Here is a 24,052-nt window from a genome sequence, read left to right on the forward strand (position 1 = left end):
ATGGTCGATCTCACACGAGGGGTCCCGCCCCACCCGCTCGAGTTCCTTCCGCCTGTCGCGCCGCTCGAGGTCGGCAGCGACGACGTCACCGACGGCGCCGAGCTCGCCGAGGCCCAGCGCGGAGGCGACACCAGCCCCGCCCTGCGCTGGTCGCCGGGCCCGGAGGGGACCGCCTCCTACGCCGTGACGGTGTTCGATGCCGACGCACCCACCCTCGGCGGCATCTACCACTGGGTGCTCGTCGACATCCCGAGCACGGTCACCGAGCTGCCGGCGGGGGTGACGGACGTCGGACGCCCGGCCCGCAACGACCTCGGCACGACGACCTTCGTCGGCGCCGCGCCGCCCCCGGGGGACCGGCCGCACCGCTACCTCTTCACGGTGCATGCCCTCCAGGCGGAGTCGCTGCCAATCGACGAGCAGACGCCCGCTGCGCTCGTGGGCTTCCACCTCACCGTGAACACGATCGCCCGCGGGTCGATCACCGCGACGGCCTGAGCGCCTCGACCGGGCGCGCGCACCCGGCCGGCCCGATGGCCGGCTCCGTGCGCGCGCCCGGTCGGCACGAGCGGGGGAGCTCCAGCCGCCCTGACGGCATGGGCTAGGCTTCCGCACGGCCAGGGCCGAGCCCATGGCGTTCTGGACACCACGAAAGGGAAAGAATGACCAGCACGAGCGTGATCGAGTGGCGTGAGCAGACTCCCGCGGAGGCGGTGGAGGCGCTCGCCGCTCCCGGCGGGCTCGTCGTGTGCGCCACCAAGGTCGGCTACATCCTCATGACCACCGACGGCGCCGGCCTCGAGCGCAAGTTCTCGGCCAAGCAGCGCAACCGCAACAAGCCCGGCGTCGTCCTCTGCTCGAGCATCGAGCAGCTGACCGAGCTGGCCGAGCTCAACGACGAGATCCTGGCGTTCTACCAGGCGCACTGGGACCAGGACATCCTGCTCGGCTGCATCCTCCCGTGGAAGCCGGAGGCCGTCGACCTGATCGACGAGGACGCCCGCGAGCTCGTGCGCGACGGACGCGGCACCAGCTGCTTCGTCATCCGCTTCGGCCGCCCGGCCGAGCAGCTCGTCACCACCCTGTGGGAGCAGAGCCGCACCCTCACCTTCGCGAGCTCCGCCAACCCCTCGGGCGTCGGCAACCGCGGCCGCGTCGCCAACATCGGCGAGCGGATCGAGAACGAGGCCGACATCATCGTCGCCGCCGACGGCTACGTCGCATCGATCCAGCCGGACAAGGACGAGGAGTCGCGCCACGAGCAGGGCGTCATGGTCTCGATGGTCGACGCCTCCGGCGCGCTCGTCCCGGCGCAGGGCGGCCAGCGCTCGATCACGCCCGGCCCGGTGCTCATCCGTCGTGGCCTCGACTACGAGCGCATCATGGTCAACCTCGCCGAGCACTTCACCTCGTGGGACTACCGCCAGGGCGAGTACTACTGATCCCGTCGACACGCTGACACCGGCGACGCCGGCGCTCGGAGGCGACTTCGCCTCGACGCCGGCGTTCGTCGTCCCCTGCGTCGGCTACAGCTCCAGGACGTCCCCGGGGGCCAGGGCGTGGTACTCGCCGCCGCCCTCGCGCGTCGCCCAGCCGAGGCGGTCGTGCGCCAGGGAGACCCCCGCCTCCGACAGCACGCGCTCGTGGGTGGCGAACGCGTGGCGCGGGGCCACGTCGAGGACGAAGTCCATCGCCTCCGCGATCTTCATCCACGGCGCTCCCGCCGGTGCGGCCAGTACGTCGACGTCGATTCCCGTGGGGATCGTGAACGAGTCCCCCGCGTAGTAGAGCCGAGCGTCGACGAGCACGCCCACGTTGTCGACCACGGGAATGGTCCGGTGGATCACCGCGTGTCGCGAGCCGAAGAACCGCAGTTCGAACGGGCCCACCCTCACCACGTCGCCCTCGGCCACCGTCTCGACGTCGAAGCCGTGCGCTGCGGCGGCCACTCCGGCCGGTCCGAAGATGCGGAGGGAGGGATTCGCGGCCCGCAGGCGCTCGAGCTGCTCGGCGGTCCAGTGGTCGGCGTGCTCGTGGGTGATCACCACCGCGACAGTGGCACTCGTGCCCTCCACGGGGCGAGTGAAGGAGCCGGGGTCGAGGACGAGCCGCGCGCCCGCCTCCTCGACAAGGACGGTCGCGTGCTCGAGTTTCGTCAGTCGCATGGCGTCGAGCTAAGCGCGCGACTCCGCGCCTGGCAAGCGGGAAGGTCGAGCGGGGGAGGCCCGGGGGTGCCCAGTCCGCGCTCGCCGCCCGATTTGCATCCCCGGCAATCGATGTGCCACACTCTTCGAGTTGCAAAAACGCGGCCCCATCGTTTAGCGGCCTAGGACGTCGCCCTCTCACGGCGGTAACGCGGGTTCAAATCCCGCTGGGGTCACCACGACAACACCAAAAGAACCTCCGGTTTTCCGGGGGTTCTTTTGCGTTTCCGGAGGTGCTGCGCGCGCCGCTCGATGAGCGCGCGCCCGACGGCGGCGCTAGGATCGCTGTCGCGAAGGGGAGTATCCCGACCTTCCTGCTCCCGTCAGTACGCATCGCCCCAGCGCGGTGCCGGGGCCAGGGCGGGCGACGCGGGCCGGCTCGGCCGTCCGCTCCCCGGGGAGAGACTTTCGGAACCCCGCTCACCCGGAAGGCCCTCATGCTCGATCTGCCCCTCTGGTTCGTGGTCGGCTCCTTCGTCGTCCTCGTCGTGATCCTCGCCGCCGACCTCCTGCTGGTCTTCGCGCGCCCGCACGTGCCGAGCCTCAAGGAGTCGAGCCTCTGGGTCGGCTTCTACGTCGCGCTCGCGCTCGTGTTCGCCCTCGTCCTGATGGTGATGGGCGGCGGCGAGACCGCCGGCCAGTTCGTCGCCGGCTGGCTCACCGAGTACAGCCTCTCGATCGACAACCTGTTCGTCTTCGTCATCATCGTGGGCCGCTTCGCGGTGCCCGCGAAGCTGCAGCAGCAGGTGCTGATGGTGGGCATCATCGTCGCGCTCGTCTTCCGCGGCATCTTCATCCTGCTCGGCGCGCAGCTCATCGAGAGCTTCAGCTGGATCTTCTACCTCTTCGGCGCCTTCCTCGTCTACACGGCCGTCAAGCAGGCGTTCGGCAAGGAGGACGAAGACGAGGGGACCGACAACGTCCTGATCCGTCTCCTGCGCCGGCGCGTGAACATCTCGGACAGCTTCGACGGCTCGAAGCTCCGCACGACGATCGACGGCACGCGCTACTTCACTCCGATGGTGATCGTGTTCCTCGCCATCGGATCGACGGATCTGCTCTTCGCGCTCGACTCGATCCCGGCGATCTTCGGCATCACCGAGAGCCCGTTCATCGTCTTCACCGCCAACCTCTTCGCCTTGATGGGCCTGCGCCAGCTCTACTTCCTCCTCGGCGGCCTCATCGACAAGCTCGACTACCTCAAATACGGGATCGCGTTCATCCTCGCCTTCATCGGCGTCAAGCTGGTGTTGCACGCCCTGCACGAGAACGAGCTGCCCTTCCTCAACGGAGGCGAGGGCGTGCCGGTGTGGGACATCGACACCGTGACCTCGCTCGTGGTCATCCTCGCCAGCATGACCGTCGCGACCGGGGCGAGTCTGGTGAAGATGCGCCGCGAGCACCGCCACATCGAACTGCACGACGGACACCCGGAGGTCGTCGCCGACGCCCCCGTCCGTCCCGACCAGAAGTGAGCACCGGATGACCTCCACCTCCGTCGAGCTGCCCCAGGGCGTGTTGCGGCTCTCGGTGACCAGCAGCACCGATGTCGGCTCGGTGCGTCGGGTCAACGAGGACGCCCTCCTCGTCGAGGACGCGCTCGTCGCCGTCGCCGACGGCATGGGCGGGCACGCGCGGGGCGACCTCGCGAGTGCGACCGCCGTGGCCGCGCTCCGCGCCCATGCCCCGGCCCGGCCCGGCCCGGTGGAGGCGGTCTTCGATCTGGTCGAGTCCGCCAACGCCGCGGTGCGCGGCCTCGACGTCGGAGGCGCGCTCTGCGGCACGACCCTCACCGGGCTGACGCTCGTGAGCGCCGAGGGCGGCGGGCCGGCGCGCTGGGCTCTCTTCAACGTCGGCGACTCGCGGGTGTACCGCTGGGACGGGGTGGGGATCGAGCAGCTGACCGTCGATCACTCGGCGGTGCAGGAGCTGGTCGCCGCGGGCCTTCTCACGCGCGAGTCGGCGGAGTCGCATCCCGACCGCAACATCGTCACGCGTGCCCTGGGCGCCGACGACGAGGTGGAGACCGACGTCTGGACCCTGCCCATCGTGGCGCGCGCGAGCTATCTCCTGTGCTCGGACGGTCTCACGAAGGAGCTCAGCGACGAGCGGATCGCCGCGCTCTTCGCGCGGCGCGACTCCGGCTCTCTCGCCTCCACCGGCCTCGCGTCGGCGCTCGTGGGGGCCGCCGTCCAGGCGGGCGGACGCGACAACGTGACCGTCGTCGTCGTCGACGCCGTGCTCGAGCCCCGCACCTGATCGCCCTCCCCACCCGCGGAAGCGTCCCAGTTGCACCTGCGATACGTGCCAGAGCCTTGACATACTGGTCGGATGGACACAGTCGAAGCTCTCGACCGCGCGAAGACGCGCTTCGCAGAGGGTGACGTCCGGGGCGCCGTCTCGCTGCTCGAGCGTTGTGTCGAAGCCGACCCGACCTGGCTGGATCCGCGAATCCTCCTCTCTGAGCTGTACCGCCGTTCGGGTGACCTGATCGAGGCCGGACGCTGGGGCTACCTGATCGAGAGCGGCGCCGCCCCGGAGGAGCTGCACGCCTTCGAACGCGCGCTCGTGCGTTCTGAGGAGGATCCCTTCGAGCTTGCGGAACGCGCCCTCGTGCAGCCCCTCGAGCTCGCCTCCGAATCGGAGCACGCGGCAAAGATGCTGGCTGCTCTGCCCGGCAGGCTCGAGGCGGCGGCGCGGCTCGAGGCCGAGGCGCCGGACCCCGGCGAGGGGGAGTGGTACGAGCACGAGGCGCTCGCGCCCCCGCGTCGCGGTGGCATCGTCGGGATGCTCGGCGCGGCGGTCGGCGCCGTCTTCGTGGTGATCGGCGTGGTGGTGGGGGCCGCGGCGCTGCTCGTCGTGCCCGCTCTGCTGATCGCCATGCTGGTCTCGCCGTGACTCCGGGGAGGCGCCGCTCTCGCGCCTCCCGCCTCCGCGCGGGGACGCGATGCTATCCTCGGGCAATGCTGCTGGGCCGGTTCCTCCTTCTCCGCCGCGGCGAGACCTCGATCTGACAGGCCTCCCCTCGTCGCGGTGTCTCTCGTGGGCTGACCACCACATCGGAAAAGGAAGCACGACATGACCGACAGCGCGAACGAGACATCTCAGCGCCCGCGCACCCTGGCCGAAAAGGTGTGGGACGACCACGTCGTCGTCCGCGGGGAGGGCGGTGCGCCCGATCTGATCTACATCGATCTCCACCTCCTGCACGAGGTGACGAGCCCGCAGCCCTTCGATGCCCTGCGTGCGGCCGGGCGCCCCCTGCGCCGCCCGGATCTCACGATCGCCACCGAGGACCACAACACGCCGACTCTCGAGATCGGCCGCAGGATCGACGACGACATCAGCCGCACCCAGATCGAGGCGTTGCGGCGCAACGCCGCCGAGTTCGGCGTGCGACTCCACTCGCTCGGCGACGTCGAGCAGGGGATCGTGCACGTCGTCGGCCCGCAGCTCGGACTGACCACGCCCGGAGCGACCGTCGTGTGCGGCGACTCGCACACCTCGACCCACGGCGCCTTCGGGGCGATGGCCTTCGGGATCGGCACGAGCGAGGTCGAGCACGTCATGGCCACGCAGACCCTGCCGCTCACGCCCTTCAAGACGATGGCGGTCACGGTCGAGGGCACCCTGCGCGAGGGCGTGACCGCGAAGGACATCATCCTGGCCGTCATCGCGAAGATCGGCACGGGAGGCGGCCAGGGCTACGTCCTCGAGTACCGCGGCTCCGCGATCCGCGCGCTCTCGATGGAGGGCCGCATGACCATCTGCAACATGTCGATCGAGGCCGGTGCTCGCGCCGGCATGGTCGCGCCAGACGAGACGACGTTCGCCTACCTCCGTGGCCGTCCGCACGCCCCGTCCGGCGACGACTGGGACGCGGCGGTCGCCTACTGGCGCACCCTGCCCACCGACGAGGGCGCCGTCTTCGACGCCGAGGTCGTCCTCGATGCAGACACGCTCGAGCCCTTCGTCACCTGGGGCACCAACCCCGGCCAGGGCGTCTCTCTCTCGCAGTCGGTCCCCGACCCGGAGGCGATCGCCGACCCGAACGAGCGGGCGAGCGCCCTGCGCGCCCTCGAGTACATGGACCTCGCCGCAGGCACTCCGATGAAGGAGATCCCCGTCGACGTCGTGTTCATGGGCTCGTGCACCAACTCGCGCATCGAGGATCTGCGCGAGTTCGCCGCCGTGGTCAAGGGCCGGAGCAAGGCGCCCGGCGTGCGGGTGATGGTCGTGCCCGGCTCGGCTCGCGTGCGGATCGAGGCCGAGGCGGAGGGCCTCGACAAGGTGTTCACCGAGTTCGGTGCCGAGTGGCGGTTCGCCGGCTGCTCGATGTGTCTCGGGATGAACACCGACCAGCTCCTTGCGGGCGAGCGCTGCGCCTCCACCTCGAACCGCAACTTCGAGGGACGGCAGGGCAAGGGCGCGCGCACGCACCTGGTGTCGCCCCTGGTCGCGGCGGCCACCGCCGTCCGCGGCACCCTCTCCAGCCCGTCCGATCTCGAGCCGGTCCGCGAGACGGTGGGAGCCTGAGCATGCAGAAGTTCGAGACCGTCACCGCGATCGCGGCGCCGCTGAAGCGCAGCAACGTCGACACCGACCAGATCCTCCCGGGGGTGTTCCTCCGCCGCGTGACGCGGACCGGATTCGACGACGCGCTCTTTTACGGCTGGCGCCAGGATCCGGAGTTCGTCCTCAACCAGGACCGCTACCGCGGCGCGGGCATTCTGGTCGCCGGGCACGACTTCGCCATCGGGTCCAGCCGGGAGCACGCGGTCTGGGCGCTGCGCGATTTCGGTTTCCGCGTCGTGATCGCGCCACGTTTCGGCGACATTTTCCGCGGCAACGCCGGCAAGCAGGGCTTGCTCGCCGCGGTGGTCTCGGAGGAGGGCGTCGAGCGCCTGTGGGAGATCATCGAGGCCACCCCGGGAATAGAAGCGACGGTCGATCTGGTTGCGCGTACGGTGACCGCGGGCGGAGAGACCTTCCCTTTCGAGATCGACGACTACACTCGTTGGCGCCTGATCGAGGGGCTCGACGACATCGGGCTGACCCTGCGCGACGAAGCGCTCATTTCCGAATTCGAGACCCGTCGCGAGAGCTGGCGGCCCAAGACATTGCCGGTGAAATAGCGTGAACACACTTCTCCAGGACGCCAAGGCCGCGGGAGCCCGCGTCGGTATGACGACCGAGCGGATCACCATCCAGGGCGGACGTCCGCTGAAGGGTCGGATCGAGCTCAAGGGGGCGAAGAACCTCGTCACGAAGGCGATGGTGGCGGCGCTTCTCGGCGAGACCGCGTCGACGTTGCGCGACGTTCCCGACATCAGCGATGTCCGCGTCGTCAAGGGCCTGCTCGAGGTCCACGGCGTCAAGGTGAAGGAGGGCCCCGAGGTCGGCGAGCTCATCCTCGACCCCTCGAACGTCGAGTCGGCGCACTTCGCCGACATCGACGCGCATGCCGGCTCGAGCCGCATCCCGATCCTCTTCTGCGGTCCGCTGCTGCACCGCCTGGGCGAGGCGTTCATCCCCGACCTCGGCGGCTGCCGCATCGGCGACCGCCCCATCGACTACCACCTCGAGGTGCTCCGTAACTTCGGCGCGATCGTCGAAAAGCTGCCCTCGGGCATCCGCATGTCGGCGCCCGAGGGCCTCCACGGCGCGAAGGTGTCGCTGCCCTACCCGAGCGTCGGCGCGACCGAGCAGGTCCTGCTCACCGCGGTGCGCGCCTCCGGGATCACCGAGCTCTCGGGCGCGGCGATCGAGCCCGAGATCATGGACCTCATCAACATCCTGCAGAAGATGGGCGCCATCATCTCGGTCGACACCGACCGTGTGATCCGCATCGAGGGCGTCGACCGGCTCACGGGCTACACCCACCGTGCGCTCTTCGACCGCAACGAGGCCGCCTCCTGGGCCGCCGCGGCGCTCGCGACCGACGGCGACATCTTCGTCGGCGGCGCGCGCCAGCAAGAGATGACGACCTTCCTCAACGTGTTCCGCAAGGTCGGAGGCGCGTTCGAGATCGCTGAGGACGGCATCCGCTTCTACCACCCGGGGGGCGAGCTCAAGCCGGTCATCATCGAGACCGACGTGCACCCCGGCTTCATGACCGACTGGCAGCAGCCTCTCGTCGTCGCCCTCACGAAGGCGAAGGGCGTCTCGATCGTGCACGAGACCGTCTACGAGCAGCGCTTCGGCTTCGTCGACGCGCTCGTCGAGATGGGCGCGACCATCCAGATCCACCGCGAGTGCCTCGGCGGGCAGGCCTGTCGCTTCGGTCAGCGCAACTTCATGCACTCGGCCGTGATCTCGGGCCCCGCGAAGCTGCACGGCGCCGACATCGAAGTCCCCGACCTGCGCGGCGGCTTCTCGCACCTCATCGCGGCGCTCTCCGCCGAAGGCACGTCCACGGTCTCGAACGTCGGCATCATCAGCCGTGGCTACGAGAACTTCCTCACCAAGCTCGAGCTGTTGGGCGCCGACTTCTCGCTCGAGGCGTAGCCGCGGCCCGCTCCGGACGCGGCCGCCGGCTCGAACCGAGGCGGCGCGGTCCGCTCGCCTCGTTAGGTCCGGAGGCGTCGGCTCGTAGGATGGACGGGTGTCTGAACGAAGCCGTCCGTCCATCTTCTGGTTCCTCGCGGCTGCGGTGATCCCCGTGATGACCGCCTCCGTCGACCTGCGCGTGCGGGACGCGCAGAAGATCCCGAGCACCGGCGCGTTCGTCTTCGCCCCCAACCACTACACCGAGATCGACCCGATCATCACGGGCTGGACGCTGTGGCGCTCCGGCCGAGCGCCCCGCTTCCTCGCGAAGGCCTCTCTCTTCACGGTGCCGGTGGTGGGCGCGATCCTGCGCGCCTCCGGCCAGATCCCCGTCGAGCGCGCGGGCTCGGTCCGCGGCAGCGAGCCGCTCACGACCGCGAAGGCGCTCGTCGACGAGGGCCGCTCGGTCATCATCTACCCGGAGGGCACCCTCACCCGCGACCCGGAGCTGTGGCCGATGCGCGGCAAGACCGGTGCGGTGCGGATGGCCCTGCAGCACGGCCTCCCCGTCGTGCCCGTCGCGCACTGGGGCGCGCAACAGCTGATGGGCCGCTACTCCAAGCGGATCACGCTGTTCCGGCGCAAGCGCGTCGACGTCCTGGTCGGCGATCACGTCGATCTGTCCGCCTTCCGCGGGCGCAGCCTGGACTCCGCCACGCTCGCCGAGGCTTCGGCCGTCGTCATGGCCGCGATCACCGCACTGCTCGAGGAGTTGCGCGGCGAGACCGCGCCCGAGAAGCGTTGGAACCCCGCCGAGCACAACCAGAAGGACACGGGACGCTTTGAGTCCGAGCAGTAGGAAGCGACCGATCCCCGTCCCGCGCCGGGTCGCCGTCCTCGGCGCGGGCAGCTGGGGAACCACCTTCGCCAAGATCCTCGCCGACGGAGGGTCCGAGGTCGTCATGTGGGCGCGTCGCGCCGAGCTCGCCCGAGAGATCACCGAGGCCAAGCGCAACAGCGACTACCTGCCGGGCATCAACCTCCCGCGCACGATCCGTGCGACGCCGCGTGTCGAGGAGGCGCTCGAGGGCGCCGACCATGTCTACCTGTCGATCCCTTCGCAGTCGCTGCGCGGCAACCTCGAGGCGATCACCCCGTTCCTCACCGAGCGCACCATCCTGGTCAGCCTGATGAAGGGCGTCGAAAAGGGCACGGGGCAGCGGATGAGCGAGGTGATCTCGCAGGTGCTGCCCATCGACCCGCGCCGCATCGCCGTCGCCTCCGGGCCCAACCTGGCCCTCGAGATCGCGAGGGAGCAGCCCACCGCGGCGGTCATCGCCTCCGAGGATCTCGTGACGGCGCAGGAGGTCGCGCTCGCGGCGACCAACCACTACTTCCGCTCCTACGTGAACACGGACGTCGTGGGCACCGAGTTCGGCGGAGTGCTGAAGAACCTCATCGCCGTCGCGATCGGCATCGTCGACGGCGTCGGCTACGGCGAGAACACCAAGGCCTCGATCATCACGCGCGGTCTCGCCGAGATGACCGACTTCGCGGTCGCGTACGGGGGCAGGCCCGAGACGATGGCGGGACTCGCGGGCCTCGGCGACCTGATCGCCACCTCCAGCTCGTCGCTCTCCCGCAACAACACGGCGGGGCGGCTGCTCGGGCAGGGCTACAGCTTCGGCGACGTCGTGAAGTCGATGCAGCAGACGGCCGAGGGGCTCTCGTCGGTCGCGCCCGTGCTCGAACTGGCGCGAGCACGCGGCGTCGACATGCCCATCGTCCAGCAGGTGTCGCAGGTGCTCGCCGGTACGCTCGACCCGAAGGACATCGCGCCGCACCTGACCACGGATTCGGACGAGCCACAGGGTGAGAGGAACCTCGATGACCAGCAAGCTCCGAGTGGTGGTCCTGTTCGGAGGGCGTTCCAGCGAGCACTCGATCAGCTGCGCCACCGCGGCGGGGGTGCTGCGCGCGATCGACCGTGAGCGTTTCGAGGTGATCCCGGTCGGCATCACGGCCGACGGCGCCTTCGTGCTCGAGGAGGACCGCCCCGAGAAGTTCGCCCTCAACGCGGCGGCGCTGCCTTCGGTCGAGGACAACGGCACCCGCGTGCAGTGGCCCGAATCGATCCTCTCGCACGAGCTGCGTGTCACGGGGGTCGACGGCTCGGTGCGCTCGCTCGGCGAGATCGATGTCGTGCTGCCGATCCTGCACGGTCCGTGGGGCGAGGACGGCACCGTGCAGGGACTGCTCGAGCTCGTCGGCCTGCCGTACGTGGGCTCGGGTGTGCTCGCATCGGCGTTGGGCATGGACAAGCACTTCACCAAGACGGTGCTGCAGGCCGCGGGCATCGTGGTGGCGCCGTGGCGCACCGTGACCGAGGCACAGTGGCGGGCCGACCCGGGTGGAGCCTCCCTCGCCGTCGCCGAGTTGGGCCTTCCCGTGTTCGTGAAGCCCGCCCGTGCCGGCTCGAGCGTGGGCGTCAGCCGGGTCGACGAGTCCTTCCAGCTCGATGCGGCACTCGAGGAGGCGTTCGCCCACGACTCGCGCGTGCTGATCGAGGCCGGGATCGTCGGCCGCGAGGTCGAGATCGGCGTGCTCGGCGGGCGCGCGGGCGGGCCGGCGCGCGCCTCCGTCGCGGGCGAGGTGGTGGTGAGCGGCCGCGGCTTCTACGACTTCGAGGCGAAGTACCTCGGCGCCGCGGGCATCGAGCTCATCTGCCCGGCCGCGCTGAGCGACGAGGAGCTCGCCGAGATGCGCTCCCAGGCCGTTCGGGCGTTCGAGGCGATCGGCGCGGAGGGTCTCGCCCGGGTCGATTTCTTCCTCACGGCCGAGGGCTTCGTCGTCAACGAGATCAACACCATGCCCGGCTTCACGCCGATCTCGATGTTCCCGCGGATGTGGGGCGCGAGCGGGGTCGACTACCCCGAGCTCATCGGCGAGCTGCTCGACCTCGCGCTCGAGCGCGTCCCGGTGCCGGCCCAGTGACCGGAGCACCCTCGGTCCGCATCGACCCCGGCGCTGCCGCGGCGCCCTTCGAACAGATCCGCGCGCAGATTACCGCGCAGGTGGCCGCGGGGGAGCTCCCGGTGGGGACACGTCTGCCTCCGGTGCGCGCGCTCGCCGAGACGCTCGGTGTGGCGGCGGGCACGGTCGCGCGCGCCTACCGTGAGCTGGAGGCGGTGGGCATCGTCCAGACGCGCGGCCGGGCGGGAACGCTTGTCGCGGGCGGGATGGACGCGGTGGAGCGGGAGCTGCAGCTCGCCGCGGCGGCGTTCGCGGCGCGCGCCCGTGAACTCGGCGCGTCGCGGGAGCGGGCGCTCGAGGCGGTGCAGCGTCTGCTCACGACCTGACGGGGCGGGGTGTCCGATCGGTGCTGAGCCTGCCGGGGCGAGAGACCGGGCTCAGCTCGCGGGCGCCGGTGTGGGAGTCGTGTTCAGCACCCCGGTGTCCGAGATGTCGGTGCACTGCTTGGTGGAGGGAACGGTCGAGACCGCGCTCGCGAGATCGACGAGGGCCGAGGAGCCGGAGGCCTGCGACTGGTCGACGGTGATCTGCACCGCGGGGTCGCGGCCGAAGGTCGTGAATGTGTAGAGGTTCTCGGCGGCTCTCGAGTCGTCGAGGATCCAGTCGACCTGATTGACCTCGACGCACGGGAGCGTCGTCGGACCGGGCGACTCGACTCCGCAGTGCAGGATGATCCCGGCGGGGCTGCCCCACGCCGCGGTGCCCTGCGCGTTCGTCTCGCGTTCCGCCTGCTCGGCGACCACGCTCGGCAGCCGCACCGAGACCTCCGCGCACCCCACAGCCGTCGCCTGGGGAGCCGGCTCGAGGGCGACGGTCGCGGCGCACCCGGAGAGCGGGAGGAGGACGGCGGCGACGGCGAGCGGGAGGCGGAGGCGGCGGGGAGACATCGCCCGCAACGCTAGCGTGTCCACCATGGCAGCGGATCAGAGCCCCACCCTGGCCGAGCTCAGCGAGGGCGAGGTGCTCGCGCGCGTCCTCGCGCGACTGGGAGGAGGGGGCGCCGAGACCCTGCTCGGGCCGGGCGACGACGCGGCGGTGCTGGCCGCTCCCGACGGACGGTTCGTCGTCACGACCGACATGATGGTCCACGGCCCCGACTTCCGCCTCGCCTGGTCGACTCCCGGGGACCTCGGCTGGAAGGCCGCCGCCTCGAACCTGGCGGACGTCGCCGCGATGGGGGCCCGCCCGACCGGGCTCGTCGTCGCGATCGCCGCTCCCCAGGGGCTCGGCATCGACGTGCTCGAGGGCATAGCCGACGGCCTCGCTGCCGGGTGCGCCGCGATGGCGCCGGGGTGCGCGGTGGTGGGAGGCGACCTGTCCGCCTCGGCGACCCTCACCCTCTCGATCACCGCCTTCGGCTCGCTCGACGGCCGGGCGCCGGCCCTGCGCAGCGGCGCCCGACCGGGAGACACCGTGGCGACCGCCGGGCCGCTCGGGCGTGCGGGGCTGGGCCTGCGCCTCCTCTTCGAGCGGGCGCGGGAGGCGGGCGAGCCTTCGGCCGCTGCGGCGCTTCGGCTGCGTGAGCAGTACCCGGAGTTGGTGGAGGCGCAGGTGCGGCCGACGCCTCCGATCGCGGTCGGCGTGGCGGCCGGCGGAGTCGCCACAGCGATGATGGACGTCTCGGACGGCGTGGTGCTCGACTCCCGTCGCCTGGCCCGCGCCAGCGGCGTGGTCATCGATCTCGAGGCGGAGGCGGTGGACGAGCACGCCCGCCGTCTCCTGCCCGGCGAGCTGGACCTCGCGACGGCGCGCACGCTCGTGCTTGGCGGAGGCGAGGATCACGCCATGCTCGCGTGCTTCCGCGAGGGCGCGGCGCTGCCCGACGGCTTCACCCTGCTCGGCCGCGTCCGAGCAGGAGAGCCGCGGGTGCTGCTCGACGGCGAGCCGCTCGACGAGCGCGGCGGCTGGGACCCCTACCTCGGCTGGGATGGCGCGGCAGGCTAGTCGTCGGCGGCCGACACCGGGGAAGCCCACCAGATCGTGGTCTCGCCGTAGTCCTTGCGTCGCTCGCGCTCGAGCCCTCCTGGCCAGCGCGGTTCCGGGCTGCGAGAGCTGCGCTCGACCACGACGACGGCGTCCTCGCGCAACAACGGCATCACTCCGGCGAGATCGGAGGCGAGCTCCTCTTCGCCGAGGTCGTACGGCGGGTCGAGGAACACGGTGTCGACGCGGAGCGCGGGGGAGCTGTCGAGGAACGAGCGCACGGAGGCCGTCACGACCTCGATCCGGGGCCGGAGCACCGTGTTCGCGGCGGCGGAGGCGAGGATCGCACGGGCATTCTCGCCCGCCGTGCGCGCAGCTCGCGCCTCCCGCTCGACGAGGACGACGGAGCTCGCCCCCCTGCTCGCCGACTCGAGACCGAGGGCGCCGGACCCGGCGTAGAGGTCGACGACAGTCGCGCCGTCGAGAGCATCGCGCGCCTCGAGCGCCGAGAAGACGGCCTCGCGCACACGGTCGCTCGTGGGCCGGGTGCCGGAGCGGGGGACCCGCAGGGTGAGGGAGCCGGCGAATCCGGCGATGATCCTGGTCACTGTCCCGAGCATAGGGCGGCCGCGGCGACCGGCAGACTGCCAGCAATCCTGGCCCCTTTTGCCGATTCCCCTGCGAGAATCGACAGCTATGACCTCCCTCGATGACCCCCGTTCCGCCATCGGCTCGGGGTCGGCCCGCCGAGCGGCCCCCGAGGAGCCGTTGACGCGCGGGGAGTTCACCGCGCACTGCGCCGCGATCCTCGGGAATCTGACCCGGGTGATCGACGGCAAGGCCGACGAGGTCTCGATGGCGTTGACGGTGTTCCTCGCGGGCGGCCACTTGCTGATGGAGGACGTGCCAGGAACCGGCAAGACGGTCCTCGCCAAGTCGCTGGCCGCCTCCGTGGGCGGCAGCGTCTCGCGCATCCAGTTCACGCCTGATCTGCTGCCCTCCGACGTCACGGGGGTCTCGGTCTACAACCAGGCGAGCCGCGACTTCGAGTTCAAGCCGGGGCCGGTGTTCGCGAACATCCTGATCGGCGACGAGATCAACCGCGCCTCCCCGAAGACCCAGTCGGCGCTGCTGGAGTGCATGGAGGAACGGCAGGTCTCGGTCGACGGCACCACACACCTGCTCCCGTACCCCTTCGCCGTCGTCGCGACGCAGAACCCGGTCGAGATGGAGGGCACCTACAGCCTCCCCGAGGCTCAGCGCGACCGGTTCATGGCCCGCCTCTCCCTCGGCTACCCGGACGAGCGCGCCGAGCTCGAGATGATCCGCACCCGCGACGCGGCGAGCCCTCTCGAGGAGCTGCGTCCTGTCGTCGGGCTCCGCGAGCTCGCGCGGATGATGGCGTACGTGCGGTCGGTGTACGTCGCCCCGCCGGTACAGGAGTACGTCGTGGCCATCATGCAGGCCACCCGCATCGATCCCGAGCTGCGCCTGGGCGGCAGCCCACGCGCCACCCTCCAGCTCATCGCGGCGGCGAAGGCGCTCGCCGCGATCGGCGACCGCGACTTCGTGGTGCCCGACGACATCGACGCTCTCGCCGTGCCGGTGCTCGGTCACCGCCTCCTGCCGGCGACTCGACTGCCTGGCCGCTCCGGCGCGGGAGCCTCGCACTCGGTCACCGAGATCGTCCGACGCATCGTCGCCGCCACACCCGTTCCGTTCAGCGGCCGTGGCGACTGAGCCGCGCCGGGGCGACCGTCCCTCGGCGCGACGGGGTGGCCTCCCCGCCGTCGCCGGACTCGCGTTGACGCTTCGCGGCGGGGTGCTGCTCGTGCTGGGAGTCGCAGCGGTCGTCATCGCGCCGATCATCGCGTTCCGCGAGCTGCTGTTCCTCGGGCTCGTGCTACTCGGGCTGCCGCTCGGTGCGCTGCTGTCGCTGCTCGTCGTCTCGCCGACGCTCCAGGTCCAGCGTCGGTTCAGCCCCCAGGTGGTCGCGGTCGGCGACATCGTCGAGGTTGACGTCGTGATCGAGAACCGCGGTCGGCCGCTGCTCGGCGGGTCGCGTGCGGTGGACAGGCTCGAGCGGATCGAGCGTGGCGCCCTCTCGGGGAGCATCGCTGCGACAGGCACCTTCGACCTGCCTCCCCTCGCCGCTCCCGGCAGCGGAGCGAGCCGCGTCCGGGCGCGATACCGCGTGAACGCCACGCGTCGCGGCATCCACCGGCTCGGACCCCTTCGGCTCGTGCGCGGCGACGCCCTCGGGCTCGCGCGGCGCGAGAGCATCGTGGGCGCCGCGCAGCCCTTCGTCGTGACTCCGCGCGCCGTCCCTCTGCAGAGCGACGTGCTCGACTCGCACGGCGCCGGCGGCTCGAGCGCCGTCGCGCACGCGACCGCGGGAGCCGGCACCGACGACGTGATCCCGCGCGACTACCGCCCGGGCGATGCGATGCGGCGGGTGCACTGGCGGGCGAGCGCGCGCACGGGCCAGCTCAAGGTGCGTCAGGACGAGCAGAACACCGACCCGCACGCCTGGATCCTTCTCGAGTCGCGGGCCGAGCGGATCCTCGCCGCCCGGGGGCCCGACGCCGGCGCCCGTCTCGAATGGGCGGTGTCGATGACCGCCTCGCTCGCCGTGCATCTGATCGAGCGCGGCTTCGAGACCCACCTGGTCGAGACGGGAGCCGACGACGAGCGCCAGCACTCGGAGGACGAGCGCGAGGTCGCGCATGACGTGCTCCTCAGCCTCGCCGAGCTGGTCCCCTCACCGGGCTCGGTCGATGCGGCGGCCCGCATCGTCGCGGAGATGCGGGAGGCGCAGGGCGCCCGACCCGTGTTCGCGGTGCTCTCGCGGCTGCGCGAGGAGGACCTCGACTCCCTCGCCTCGCTCGCGGTGCAGGCCCGCCCGGCCCTCGCGTTCGTCGTCGGAGGAACGCCCCAGGAGGAGGCGGTGCTCGCCGCCAGGGGGTGGCACTGCGTCGCCGTCTCGCCGCAGTCGAGCATCGAGGAGGCCTGGTCGCAGGCTCTCGCCCTGCGGATGCTCTCATGAGTGGCGCGGGAGGCGAGGTGCGGATGCGAGACGCGCGGAGCGGCTCGTTCGCGCTCTCGGCGCTGCTGTGGCTTCTCGTCGTCGCGGCGGCCTCGGGAATCGATCGCCTGCTCGTCGGCTACGCCTGGCTTCTCCAGCTGGCGTTCGCGGTCGGGATCGTGCTGGCCGTGCCGGCTGCGGCTCGGGCGCTTCGTGCCCACCCCGTCGTGCCTCCGCTGGTCGCGACGCTGACGGCGATCGCGGTCGTCACCGGGATGTTCGTCCCCTCGCGCGCCCTGCTCGCCGTCGTGCCTACGTCGGCGGCCCTCGGCGAGGCCGAGACTCTCGCGCGGGCCGGCTTCTCGTCGATCGCCCAGCAGGGGCTGCCGGCGGTCGCCGATCAGGGCATCGCGTTCCTGCTCGTGGGCGGAGTCGTCGTGCTCGCCTGGGCGAGCGACCTCTTCGCGTTCTCGGTGCGGCTGCCGGCGCTCGCCGGGCTGTTCGCGGCGACGCTGCTCGCGGTGCCGGCGATCGTGGATCCGCTCGACGTGTCGTGGCCGAGCCTCATCGTGACGGCTCTCGCGTTCGCAGGGATTCTGGCCGTCAGTGCCACGCCGGCTCACAGGCGGGTCCCGTTCGGCGCAGCCCTGCCCACGGCGGCGATCGTGGGAGTCGTTGTGGTGGCCGCGGGCCTGCTCACCGGCTCTGCGGGCGGGTTCGCGCGCAGCAGCCTGTCCTCGAACGTGACCGGCTCGCTCTTCAACGGCTCGATCGATCCCATCGTCGCGCTCGGAGCGGACCTGCGCCGACCCAACCCGGTCGTCGTGCTGCGCTACTCGACCGACTCCGAGCTGCCGGTCTACCTCCGTGTGCTCACCGTCTCGGACTTCCAGGGCGACGACTGGGCGCCGACCCCGACCGAGCAGACCGCCCCGATCGACGCCCCGATCGCCCCCGAGGGCCTCGATGCCAGCGTGCCGCGCGTGCGCGAGGAGGTCGACGTCTCGATCGACAGCCTGCGCAGCCAGTGGCTCCCGGTGCCGTATCCGGTCGCCTCTCTCACCGGTGTGGGCGACGGGTGGCTGCAAGACGTGCAGGACGGCTCGATCCGCGGCGACGCGACCACCCGTTCGGGCGATGACTACCGGGTGGAGGCGCTGCGGCCCGAGCCTGATCCGCAGCAGTTGCTCGCAGCTCCCGCGGCGACCGGGCTCGAGCGCTATCTGGCGGTGCCCGACGACGTCCCGCCGCTGGTGCGGACGACGGCCGAGGAGGTCACAGCCCGGGCCGGGAACGACTACGACCGGGCGCGCGCGTTGCAGGCCTACTTCCGTTCGGCGCAGTTCAGCTACTCCGAGGACACTCCCGCCCAGGAGGGCTACGACGGCGACGGCGTCGGCGTGCTCCAGGCGTTCTTGACCACGAAGGCGGGGTACTGCGTCCACTTCGCGTCGGCGATGGCCGTGATGGCCAGAGAGCTCGGCATCCCGTCGCGGCTCGCGATCGGGTACCAGCCGGGAGCGGTGGTGCCCTCCGTCTCCGGCGCCTTGTCGAGCTACCGCGTGCTCTCCTCCGATCTGCACGCCTGGCCCGAGCTGTACTTCGAGGGAGTCGGCTGGCTGCCGTTCGAACCGACCCCCAGTCGCGGCGCCCCGGCGTCGTACACGCTGCCGAGCGCGACCGCCTCCACAGCCCCGAGCACGCCGGCCACGCCGGGAGCCGCCTCCAGCACGACGCCCACCGCCTCCTCCGCGCCGGTGGCGACGAGCACGCCGACGGCCTCCGCGGCGAGCACGGCACCGGGAGCCGCCGAGGCGACGGCGACGGCGCCGCTCGTGGGTGGGTGGCTGGTCCTCCTGCTCCTCGTGCTCGTGCCGTGGCTGTTGCGAGCCGTGCAGCGCGGCCTGCGCCGCCGGCGCGCCTCGGCGGGCTCGATCGAGGCCGCCTGGGCCGAGCTGCTCGCCGGCGCACGCGATCTCGGCCTGCCCGTCGACGCCGGCTCTTCGCTCCGAGCGCAGGAGGCGTTGCTCGCCGAGTCGCTGGGCGGGCGCCAGGGGACGCTCGCGACGCTGCGAGGGCTGCGTGAGCGCGTCGAGCGGCGGCGCTACGCCCCCGTGTCGAGCGCCGAAACAGGATGGGAGGCCGGCGCTCGCGTGCTCGCCGAGCTGAGGTCGGCCGCGGGGGTGCCCCGCCGCCTCCTCGCCACCGTGGCGCCCCGCTCGGCGCTCGAGAGCCTCGCGCCGGTCGGACGTCCGAGGTCCGACCTATGATCGCAAGGTGATTCCGGACCCTCTCGACGCCTCCCTCGCGCCGCTGATCGGGCCACGGACGGCGGCGGCCGTCGAGAAGGCGTTCGGCTACCGCACCGTCGGCGAGCTGCTGGGCCACTACCCGCGTCGCTATGCGCAGCGCGGCGAGCTCACCGAGCTCTCGCGACTGCCGAGGGGCGAGAGCGTGACGATCGTCGCCGAGGTGCGCGAGGTGCGCGAGCGGCCGATGCGCAACCGGCGCGGCAGCCTGCTCGAGGTCGTGATCTCCGACGGCACGGGCACGCTCTCGCTGACGTTCTTCGGGCAGGCCTGGCGGGCGGCGAAGCTGCACCGGGGCGCCCGCGGAATCTTCGCGGGCACCGTGTCGATGTTCCGCGACACCCCGCAGCTCACCCACCCCGACTACCGCCTGTTCGACGACGAGGAGGCGGTGGCCGCCGAGGCGGGCGGCACGCTCGCGAAGGACTGGGCCGAGCGGCCGATCCCGATCTACCCGGCCACGAGTGCGCTCTCGAGCTGGCAGCTCCAAGCGGCGATCGGCGTGCTCCTCGATGGTCTACGCGACGTGCCCGATCCGATGCCGGAGGCGATGCGTGCCGGGCGCGCCCTGCTCCCGCTCGGCGAGGCCCTCGAGCTCATCCACCGTCCGCGACGCGAGGGAGAGGAGTCGCAGGCGCGCGACACGCTGCGCTTCCACGAGGCGTTCCTCCTCCAGCTCGCGCTGCTCGAACGCCGGGCCGCCGCTCGAGCGACCCCGGCGACGGCGCGGGTGCCTCGAGCGGGCGGCCTGCTCGAGCGCTTCGACGCGGCCCTCCCGTTCGACCTCACCGGCGATCAGCGCACAGTCGGAGCCGAGATCGAGGCCGACCTCGCCGCCGACGCTCCGATGACGCGCCTCGTCCAGGGAGAGGTCGGCTCAGGCAAGACGCTCGTGGCGCTCCGCGCGATGCTGACGGCGGCCGAGAGCGGCGGCCAGGCGGCGCTGCTCGCGCCGACCGAGGTGCTCGCCGGGCAGCATCTGCGGTCCATAGTGCGGACGCTGGGGCCTGAGCTCGCGACGGAACTGGTGCCCACCCTCCTCACCGGCGGCCTCGGTGCCGCCGAACGACGCTCCGCGCTGCTGCGGATCGTTTCCGGCTCGGCCCGCATCGTCGTCGGGACCCACGCGCTGCTGGGCGACGCCGTCTCGTTCTACGACCTCGCCCTCGTCGTGATCGACGAGCAGCACCGCTTCGGCGTCGACCAGCGCGACGCGCTGCGACGCAAGGGTGCGACGCCTCCGCACGTGCTCGTGCTCACGGCGACCCCCATCCCGCGCACGGTCGCGATGACGGTCTTCGGCGACCTCGACACCTCGACGATCCGGGAGCTGCCGGCGGGGCGCCCCGGTATCGCGAGCCACGTCGTGCCGCTCGCGGACCATCCCTCCTGGATCGCCCGGGCGTGGGAGCGGGCCGAGGAGGAGATCCGGTCGGGACACCAGGTGTACCTCGTGTGCCCGGCGATCGAGCCGGGCGAGGCGACCGAGACTCCCGCCGCCGCCGAGGAGGGGCCGCCACTCACGACGGTCCTCGCCACGCTCGAGGGCGTGCGCGCGCATCCGACGCTCGGCGCACGCCGCTCGGCGGCACTGCACGGGCGGATGTCCGCCGACGAGAAAGATGCCGTGATGCGCGCGTTCGCGGCCGGAGAGATCGACGTGCTGGTCTCGACGACCGTGATCGAGGTCGGTGTCGACGTGCCGAACGCCTCGATGATGGTGGTGCTCGACGCCGAGCGCTTCGGGGTCTCCCAGCTGCACCAGCTCCGCGGGCGCATCGGGCGCGGAGGCGTCGCCGGCGTCTGTCTCTTCGTGACGGCCGCCGAGGCGGGCACCGTGGCGCGCGAGCGGGTCGAAGCGGTCGCGGCGACGCTCGACGGCTTCGAGCTGGCCGAGGTCGACCTCGAGCTGCGGCGCGAGGGCGACGTTCTCGGCGACTCGCAATCGGGGGGCCGCTCCTCCCTCCGCCTCCTGCGGGTCGTTCACGACGCGCAGCTGATCGTGGAGGCGCGTGCGCTCGCCGAACGGCTCCTCGCGACCGATCCACTGCTCGCCGAGCACGACCGCCTCCGCGCGGCACTCGAACGCCGCGTCCAGGACCGCGACCGCGAGTTCCTCGCCAAGAGCTGAGCGGTGCCTCGACGGTACGCTCGCCTCATGGCTCACATCGCCGTCGTCCCCGGCTCGTTCGACCCCGTCACCCTGGGGCATCTCGACGTCATCGAGCGCGCCGCCCGCCTCGTCGACGAGCTGCACGTCGTGGTGGTCCACAATCCCGCCAAGACTGCGCTGCTGCCGATCGCGCAGCGCGTCGCGCTGATCGAGCAGTCGATCGCGGAGGCGGGCATCGAGGGGAGCATCGTGGTCGCCTCCTGGGGCAGGGGGCTCCTCGTCGACTACTGCACCGAGGTCGGGGCGACCGTCCTCGTGAAGGGCATCCGTTCGCAGATCGACGTCGCGTACGAGACTCCGATGGCGATCGTGAACCGCGACCTCGCCCATGTCGAGACGGTGTTCCTCCTGCCCGACCCGGCCCACGCCCACGTGTCCAGCTCTCTCGTCCGTCAGGTCTCCTCCCTGGGCGGCGACGTCTCGCCCTACGTCCCGCCCGCCGTCGCCTCCTACCTCGCGGACGCCTGACCCCCCCCGCCGCTCGCGAGGAAACGGGGGATCGTGTCCGGAGCGGGGACTCGAGGACGAGACCTCCGGGAGAATGGTCCCGTGATCGAGACGCGCGTGCAGGCCTGGGCCCTCGAAGGCATCCCGGAGGTGGCTCCCGGTGACGATCTGCTCGAGCTGATCCTCGCCGCCATCGCCGCCGCGGAGCCCGCCGACCGGCCGCGCGACGGCGACATCCTCGTGGTCACGAGCAAGGTCGTCTCGAAGGCGGAGGGCCGGGTCGTTCCTGCGGTCGACCGCGAGGACGCGATCACCGCCGAGACGGTCAGGGTCGTCGCCACCCGTGCCCACGCCCACGGCGTCACCCGCATCGTCGAGAACCGCCTCGGCATCGTTCAGGCCGCCGCGGGCGTCGACGCCAGCAATGTCGAGGCGGGGACGGTCCTGCTGCTCCCGCTCGACCCCGACGCCTCTGCCCGCGCCCTCTGCGCCGGCCTGCGCGCTCGCCTCGGCCGCACGGTGGGCGTCCTCGTCAGCGACACGCTCGGGCGGGCGTGGCGCGTCGGGCAGACCGATGCTGCGATCGGCGCGGCGGGGGTGCAGGTCGTCGACGATCTCCGCGGTGCCGTCGATGCGCATGGGCGCACGCTCGGCGTGACCCTGCCCGCCGTGGCCGACGAGATCGCGGCGCTCGGCGACCTCGTGAAAGGAAAGGCGAGCGGTCGGCCCGTCGCCGTCGTCCGCGGGCTCGGGAGGCTCATCGCCGGCCTCGACGCACCCGGCGCCCGCTCGCTGACCCGTACAGGACCGGAGGACATGTTCCGGCTGGGCACCGACGAGGCGTTTGCGGAGGGCTACGCGGCGGGTCGTGCGGCGGCCCGGGCCGCGGAGGAGGGCGCGTGACGGGAGGGTGGAGCGCCGTGGTCGTGTTCAAGGGCCGCGGTGCGTCGAAGTCGCGGCTCGAGCTCGCCGATCGTGCGGCGCTCGCCGAGGCGTTCCTGCTCGACACGCTCGCGGCCGTCGCCGCCGCGCGGGGAGTCTCGTCGCTGCTTCTGGTGACGTCCGACGTCGCGGCCGCCTCGGCGGCGACGGGGGAGCATCCGGCGCTCGTGGTCGTGCCCGATCCGGGCACTCTCGACGCGGCGGTCTCGCTCGGGGCCGCGCGGGCTCTGCTCGAGCGTCCGGAGGCGCCCGTCGTCGTGCTCACGGGCGACCTGCCCGCGCTCGTCGCGGCCGATCTCGACCGGGCCCTGTCGGCCGTCGCGGGCGCTCTTCCCGCCGTCGTCCCCGACCGCGAGGGGAGCGGCACCACGGCCCTTCTCCTCTCCGCGGGGGCGCTCATCGAGCCTGCGTTCGGCCCGCACTCGCTCGAGCGTCATCGGGCGGCGGGCTGCGCGGTGGTCCCCGTGCCGGACACCTCGACCCTTCGGCTCGACGTCGACACCGTCGCCGATCTGCGCGATGCCGAGGAGGTGGGCGTCGGCCCCCACACGGCCCTCGCCCTCGCCGCCGCGGCCTGAGCTCTACGCGTCACGACGCCGCGTCCGTTGCCGAGACACGGCCTCCGCCGCGGTGCTCGGCGGCAGAGGCGGTGTCTCACGTCAGCAGACCCTCCTCGAACGCCGTCGTCAGGTCCCTGTCGACTCTCAGCGGCACTCCGTCGACCGCGCGGAGGGGCACCGCCCGCCGCGTGCTCGACACGAGCCACGCCGCGTCGGCCTGCGCCAACGCCTCGACCGGCAGCTCCCGCCGCGCTACCGCGAGCCCGCGCGCGGCGCCCAGCGCGAGGACGCGCTCGACCGTCGTCCCTGCCAGGATCCCGCCCGTCGACGGGGTCGTCAGGACGCCGTCGGCGACCAGCACCAGGCTCGACGTCGCGCCCTCGAGCAGCAGGCCGTCGCTCGTGCGCCAGACCACGTCGTCGGCTCCTCGCCGCGTGGCCTCGCGGAGCGCCGCCCGCGTCACCGCCCCCGAGGTCGTCTTCACTCCGCCCAGCAGCCACGGCGCGCCCTCCAGCGCGCCCCGGGCGTAACCGCGGTCGAGGACGATCACCGAGAGCCCCTGCTCCCGCGCCGAGCGGGAGTCGGGGGTCGCTGAGACGTGCACCGTGCAGCGCGCCTCCGAACCGCTGCCAGAGGCGGCCACGAAACGCACCGTCAGATCGTCGAGGGCATCGTGCACCTCGACCGCGAGAGCGAGCGCGCTGGACCAGCGCGACGCCTCCGGGATCGCGAGCCCGATCGCCTCGGCGGAGGCCGCCAGGCGCTCGAGGTGCTCGTCGAGCCCCACCGGCCGACCGTGCAGCACCGAGACCGTCTCGAAGACGCCGTCGCCGCGGAGGTAGCCCGCCTCGTCCACGCGCACCAGCGGGCGGCGTTCGTCGCGCAGGACCGGGACGCCGGAGTCGATCTCGACGAGGACGGGGGAGCTCATTCCTCCATCCTGCCCG

Annotated in this window: 24 protein-coding genes and 1 tRNA gene; 21 read left to right on the forward strand and 4 right to left on the reverse strand. The window is 72.0% G+C overall.

Annotated elements, in window-relative coordinates; genetic code table 11:
- Positions 1-498, forward strand: a complete 498-nt coding sequence (locus ITJ45_RS05530; RefSeq protein ID WP_194608769.1) for a YbhB/YbcL family Raf kinase inhibitor-like protein — start codon at positions 1-3, stop codon at positions 496-498.
- Between the two features lie 164 nt (positions 499-662).
- A complete protein-coding gene (locus ITJ45_RS05535; protein ID WP_194608767.1) occupies positions 663-1,442 on the forward strand; it encodes an L-threonylcarbamoyladenylate synthase in 780 nt (259 codons plus the stop codon).
- A gap of 84 nt (positions 1,443-1,526) precedes the next feature.
- Here ITJ45_RS05535 and ITJ45_RS05540 read toward each other — a convergent pair whose 3' ends face one another.
- Positions 1,527-2,165 carry an MBL fold metallo-hydrolase gene (locus ITJ45_RS05540; RefSeq protein ID WP_194608758.1) on the reverse strand — a complete coding sequence of 213 codons (639 nt, stop codon included), beginning with the start codon at positions 2,163-2,165 and terminating at the stop codon, positions 1,527-1,529.
- A gap of 142 nt (positions 2,166-2,307) precedes the next feature.
- Here ITJ45_RS05540 and ITJ45_RS05545 point away from each other — a divergent pair.
- From ITJ45_RS05545 to ITJ45_RS14185, 11 genes are all read left to right on the forward strand, one after another.
- A tRNA-Glu gene (locus tag ITJ45_RS05545) sits at positions 2,308-2,383 on the forward strand.
- A 258-nt stretch (positions 2,384-2,641) separates the two neighbouring features.
- Positions 2,642-3,679 (forward strand): TerC family protein, encoded by a 1,038-nt coding sequence (locus ITJ45_RS05550; protein ID WP_194608757.1) that lies wholly within the window; start codon positions 2,642-2,644, stop codon positions 3,677-3,679.
- Between the two features lie 7 nt (positions 3,680-3,686).
- On the forward strand, positions 3,687-4,463 hold the full coding sequence (locus tag ITJ45_RS05555) for a PP2C family protein-serine/threonine phosphatase (RefSeq protein WP_194608756.1): 777 nt from the start codon (positions 3,687-3,689) through the stop codon (positions 4,461-4,463).
- Between the two features lie 72 nt (positions 4,464-4,535).
- Positions 4,536-5,102, forward strand: coding sequence for a DUF6584 family protein (locus ITJ45_RS05560; protein WP_194608755.1), 567 nt, complete (start codon positions 4,536-4,538; stop codon positions 5,100-5,102).
- A gap of 180 nt (positions 5,103-5,282) precedes the next feature.
- Complete coding sequence (gene leuC / locus ITJ45_RS05565; protein WP_194608754.1) at positions 5,283-6,740, forward strand: 3-isopropylmalate dehydratase large subunit; 1,458 nt, start codon at positions 5,283-5,285, stop codon at positions 6,738-6,740.
- Positions 6,741-6,742: 2 nt separating this feature from the next.
- Positions 6,743-7,339 carry a 3-isopropylmalate dehydratase small subunit gene (gene leuD / locus ITJ45_RS05570; protein WP_194608753.1) on the forward strand — a complete coding sequence of 199 codons (597 nt, stop codon included), beginning with the start codon at positions 6,743-6,745 and terminating at the stop codon, positions 7,337-7,339.
- A 1-nt stretch (position 7,340) separates the two neighbouring features.
- Entirely contained in the window at positions 7,341-8,711 is a 1,371-nt protein-coding gene (gene murA, locus ITJ45_RS05575) for a UDP-N-acetylglucosamine 1-carboxyvinyltransferase (RefSeq protein WP_323742938.1), read from the forward strand.
- A 157-nt stretch (positions 8,712-8,868) separates the two neighbouring features.
- Positions 8,869-9,552 carry a lysophospholipid acyltransferase family protein gene (locus ITJ45_RS05580; protein WP_194609118.1) on the forward strand — a complete coding sequence of 228 codons (684 nt, stop codon included), beginning with the start codon at positions 8,869-8,871 and terminating at the stop codon, positions 9,550-9,552.
- Entirely contained in the window at positions 9,536-10,684 is a 1,149-nt protein-coding gene (locus ITJ45_RS05585) for an NAD(P)H-dependent glycerol-3-phosphate dehydrogenase (RefSeq protein WP_228493624.1), read from the forward strand. The genes ITJ45_RS05580 and ITJ45_RS05585 overlap by 17 nt, the downstream gene beginning before the upstream one ends.
- The gene (locus ITJ45_RS05590) at positions 10,581-11,687 is read left to right on the forward strand and encodes a D-alanine--D-alanine ligase family protein (protein WP_194608752.1); all 1,107 of its coding nucleotides are present in this window, start codon (positions 10,581-10,583) and stop codon (positions 11,685-11,687) included. The genes ITJ45_RS05585 and ITJ45_RS05590 overlap by 104 nt, the downstream gene beginning before the upstream one ends.
- Positions 11,684-12,052, forward strand: a complete 369-nt coding sequence (locus ITJ45_RS14185; protein WP_194608751.1) for a GntR family transcriptional regulator — start codon at positions 11,684-11,686, stop codon at positions 12,050-12,052. The genes ITJ45_RS05590 and ITJ45_RS14185 overlap by 4 nt, the downstream gene beginning before the upstream one ends.
- 51 nt (positions 12,053-12,103) lie before the next feature.
- Here the strand turns inward: ITJ45_RS14185 and ITJ45_RS05600 are convergent, their stop codons facing one another.
- Complete coding sequence (locus tag ITJ45_RS05600; protein WP_228493623.1) at positions 12,104-12,640, reverse strand: DUF3515 domain-containing protein; 537 nt, start codon at positions 12,638-12,640, stop codon at positions 12,104-12,106.
- Between ITJ45_RS05600 and thiL the strand changes: the two genes are divergently transcribed.
- A complete protein-coding gene (thiL, locus tag ITJ45_RS05605) occupies positions 12,639-13,670 on the forward strand; it encodes a thiamine-phosphate kinase (RefSeq protein ID WP_194608750.1) in 1,032 nt (343 codons plus the stop codon). The genes ITJ45_RS05600 and thiL overlap by 2 nt on opposite strands.
- Here the strand turns inward: thiL and rsmD are convergent.
- A complete protein-coding gene (gene rsmD, locus ITJ45_RS05610) occupies positions 13,667-14,257 on the reverse strand; it encodes a 16S rRNA (guanine(966)-N(2))-methyltransferase RsmD (RefSeq protein WP_194608749.1) in 591 nt (196 codons plus the stop codon). The two genes, thiL and rsmD, sit on opposite strands and share 4 nt — an antisense overlap.
- A gap of 88 nt (positions 14,258-14,345) precedes the next feature.
- Between rsmD and ITJ45_RS05615 the strand changes: the two genes are divergently transcribed.
- The 7 genes from ITJ45_RS05615 (at position 14,346) to cofC (ending at position 23,123) form a co-directional block, all read left to right on the forward strand.
- Entirely contained in the window at positions 14,346-15,389 is a 1,044-nt protein-coding gene (locus ITJ45_RS05615) for an AAA family ATPase (protein WP_194608748.1), read from the forward strand.
- Entirely contained in the window at positions 15,379-16,695 is a 1,317-nt protein-coding gene (locus tag ITJ45_RS05620; RefSeq protein ID WP_194608747.1) for a DUF58 domain-containing protein, read from the forward strand. The genes ITJ45_RS05615 and ITJ45_RS05620 overlap by 11 nt, the downstream gene beginning before the upstream one ends.
- 23 nt (positions 16,696-16,718) lie before the next feature.
- Positions 16,719-18,944 (forward strand): DUF3488 and transglutaminase-like domain-containing protein, encoded by a 2,226-nt coding sequence (locus ITJ45_RS05625; RefSeq protein WP_194608746.1) that lies wholly within the window; start codon positions 16,719-16,721, stop codon positions 18,942-18,944.
- A 7-nt stretch (positions 18,945-18,951) separates the two neighbouring features.
- Positions 18,952-21,114: an ATP-dependent DNA helicase RecG gene (locus tag ITJ45_RS05630; RefSeq protein ID WP_416365272.1), complete on the forward strand. Its 2,163-nt coding sequence runs from the start codon at positions 18,952-18,954 to the stop codon at positions 21,112-21,114.
- A 27-nt stretch (positions 21,115-21,141) separates the two neighbouring features.
- Positions 21,142-21,624: a pantetheine-phosphate adenylyltransferase gene (gene coaD / locus ITJ45_RS05635; RefSeq protein ID WP_194608745.1), complete on the forward strand. Its 483-nt coding sequence runs from the start codon at positions 21,142-21,144 to the stop codon at positions 21,622-21,624.
- Between the two features lie 81 nt (positions 21,625-21,705).
- Positions 21,706-22,506, forward strand: a complete 801-nt coding sequence (locus ITJ45_RS05640) for a coenzyme F420-0:L-glutamate ligase (RefSeq protein ID WP_416365274.1) — start codon at positions 21,706-21,708, stop codon at positions 22,504-22,506.
- Positions 22,503-23,123: a 2-phospho-L-lactate guanylyltransferase gene (gene cofC / locus ITJ45_RS05645; RefSeq protein WP_194608744.1), complete on the forward strand. Its 621-nt coding sequence runs from the start codon at positions 22,503-22,505 to the stop codon at positions 23,121-23,123. The genes ITJ45_RS05640 and cofC overlap by 4 nt, the downstream gene beginning before the upstream one ends.
- A gap of 76 nt (positions 23,124-23,199) precedes the next feature.
- Here cofC and ITJ45_RS05650 read toward each other — a convergent pair whose 3' ends face one another.
- Complete coding sequence (locus ITJ45_RS05650) at positions 23,200-24,036, reverse strand: aminotransferase class IV (RefSeq protein WP_194608743.1); 837 nt, start codon at positions 24,034-24,036, stop codon at positions 23,200-23,202.
- Positions 24,037-24,052: the final 16 nt, after the last annotated feature.

This window comes from Rathayibacter sp. VKM Ac-2879 (assembly GCF_015351245.1).
Lineage (GTDB): Bacteria > Actinomycetota > Actinomycetes > Actinomycetales > Microbacteriaceae > Rathayibacter.

What these genes read in the sequence shown, in the direction of transcription:
- ITJ45_RS05530 (WP_194608769.1), top strand. Translation starts at nt 1, where the DNA reads ATGGTCGATCTCACACGAGGGGTCCCGCCCCACCCGCTCGAGTTCCTT.
- ITJ45_RS05535 (WP_194608767.1), top strand. Translation starts at nt 663, where the DNA reads ATGACCAGCACGAGCGTGATCGAGTGGCGTGAGCAGACTCCCGCGGAG.
- ITJ45_RS05540 (WP_194608758.1), bottom strand. Translation starts at nt 2,165, where the DNA reads ATGCGACTGACGAAACTCGAGCACGCGACCGTCCTTGTCGAGGAGGCG.
- ITJ45_RS05550 (WP_194608757.1), top strand. Translation starts at nt 2,642, where the DNA reads ATGCTCGATCTGCCCCTCTGGTTCGTGGTCGGCTCCTTCGTCGTCCTC.
- ITJ45_RS05555 (WP_194608756.1), top strand. Translation starts at nt 3,687, where the DNA reads ATGACCTCCACCTCCGTCGAGCTGCCCCAGGGCGTGTTGCGGCTCTCG.
- ITJ45_RS05560 (WP_194608755.1), top strand. Translation starts at nt 4,536, where the DNA reads ATGGACACAGTCGAAGCTCTCGACCGCGCGAAGACGCGCTTCGCAGAG.
- leuC (WP_194608754.1), top strand. Translation starts at nt 5,283, where the DNA reads ATGACCGACAGCGCGAACGAGACATCTCAGCGCCCGCGCACCCTGGCC.
- leuD (WP_194608753.1), top strand. Translation starts at nt 6,743, where the DNA reads ATGCAGAAGTTCGAGACCGTCACCGCGATCGCGGCGCCGCTGAAGCGC.
- ITJ45_RS05580 (WP_194609118.1), top strand. Translation starts at nt 8,869, where the DNA reads ATGACCGCCTCCGTCGACCTGCGCGTGCGGGACGCGCAGAAGATCCCG.
- ITJ45_RS05590 (WP_194608752.1), top strand. Translation starts at nt 10,581, where the DNA reads ATGACCAGCAAGCTCCGAGTGGTGGTCCTGTTCGGAGGGCGTTCCAGC.
- thiL (WP_194608750.1), top strand. Translation starts at nt 12,639, where the DNA reads ATGGCAGCGGATCAGAGCCCCACCCTGGCCGAGCTCAGCGAGGGCGAG.
- ITJ45_RS05600 (WP_228493623.1), bottom strand. Translation starts at nt 12,640, where the DNA reads ATGGTGGACACGCTAGCGTTGCGGGCGATGTCTCCCCGCCGCCTCCGC.
- ITJ45_RS05615 (WP_194608748.1), top strand. Translation starts at nt 14,346, where the DNA reads ATGACCTCCCTCGATGACCCCCGTTCCGCCATCGGCTCGGGGTCGGCC.
- ITJ45_RS05625 (WP_194608746.1), top strand. Translation starts at nt 16,719, where the DNA reads ATGCGAGACGCGCGGAGCGGCTCGTTCGCGCTCTCGGCGCTGCTGTGG.
- coaD (WP_194608745.1), top strand. Translation starts at nt 21,142, where the DNA reads ATGGCTCACATCGCCGTCGTCCCCGGCTCGTTCGACCCCGTCACCCTG.
- ITJ45_RS05650 (WP_194608743.1), bottom strand. Translation starts at nt 24,036, where the DNA reads ATGAGCTCCCCCGTCCTCGTCGAGATCGACTCCGGCGTCCCGGTCCTG.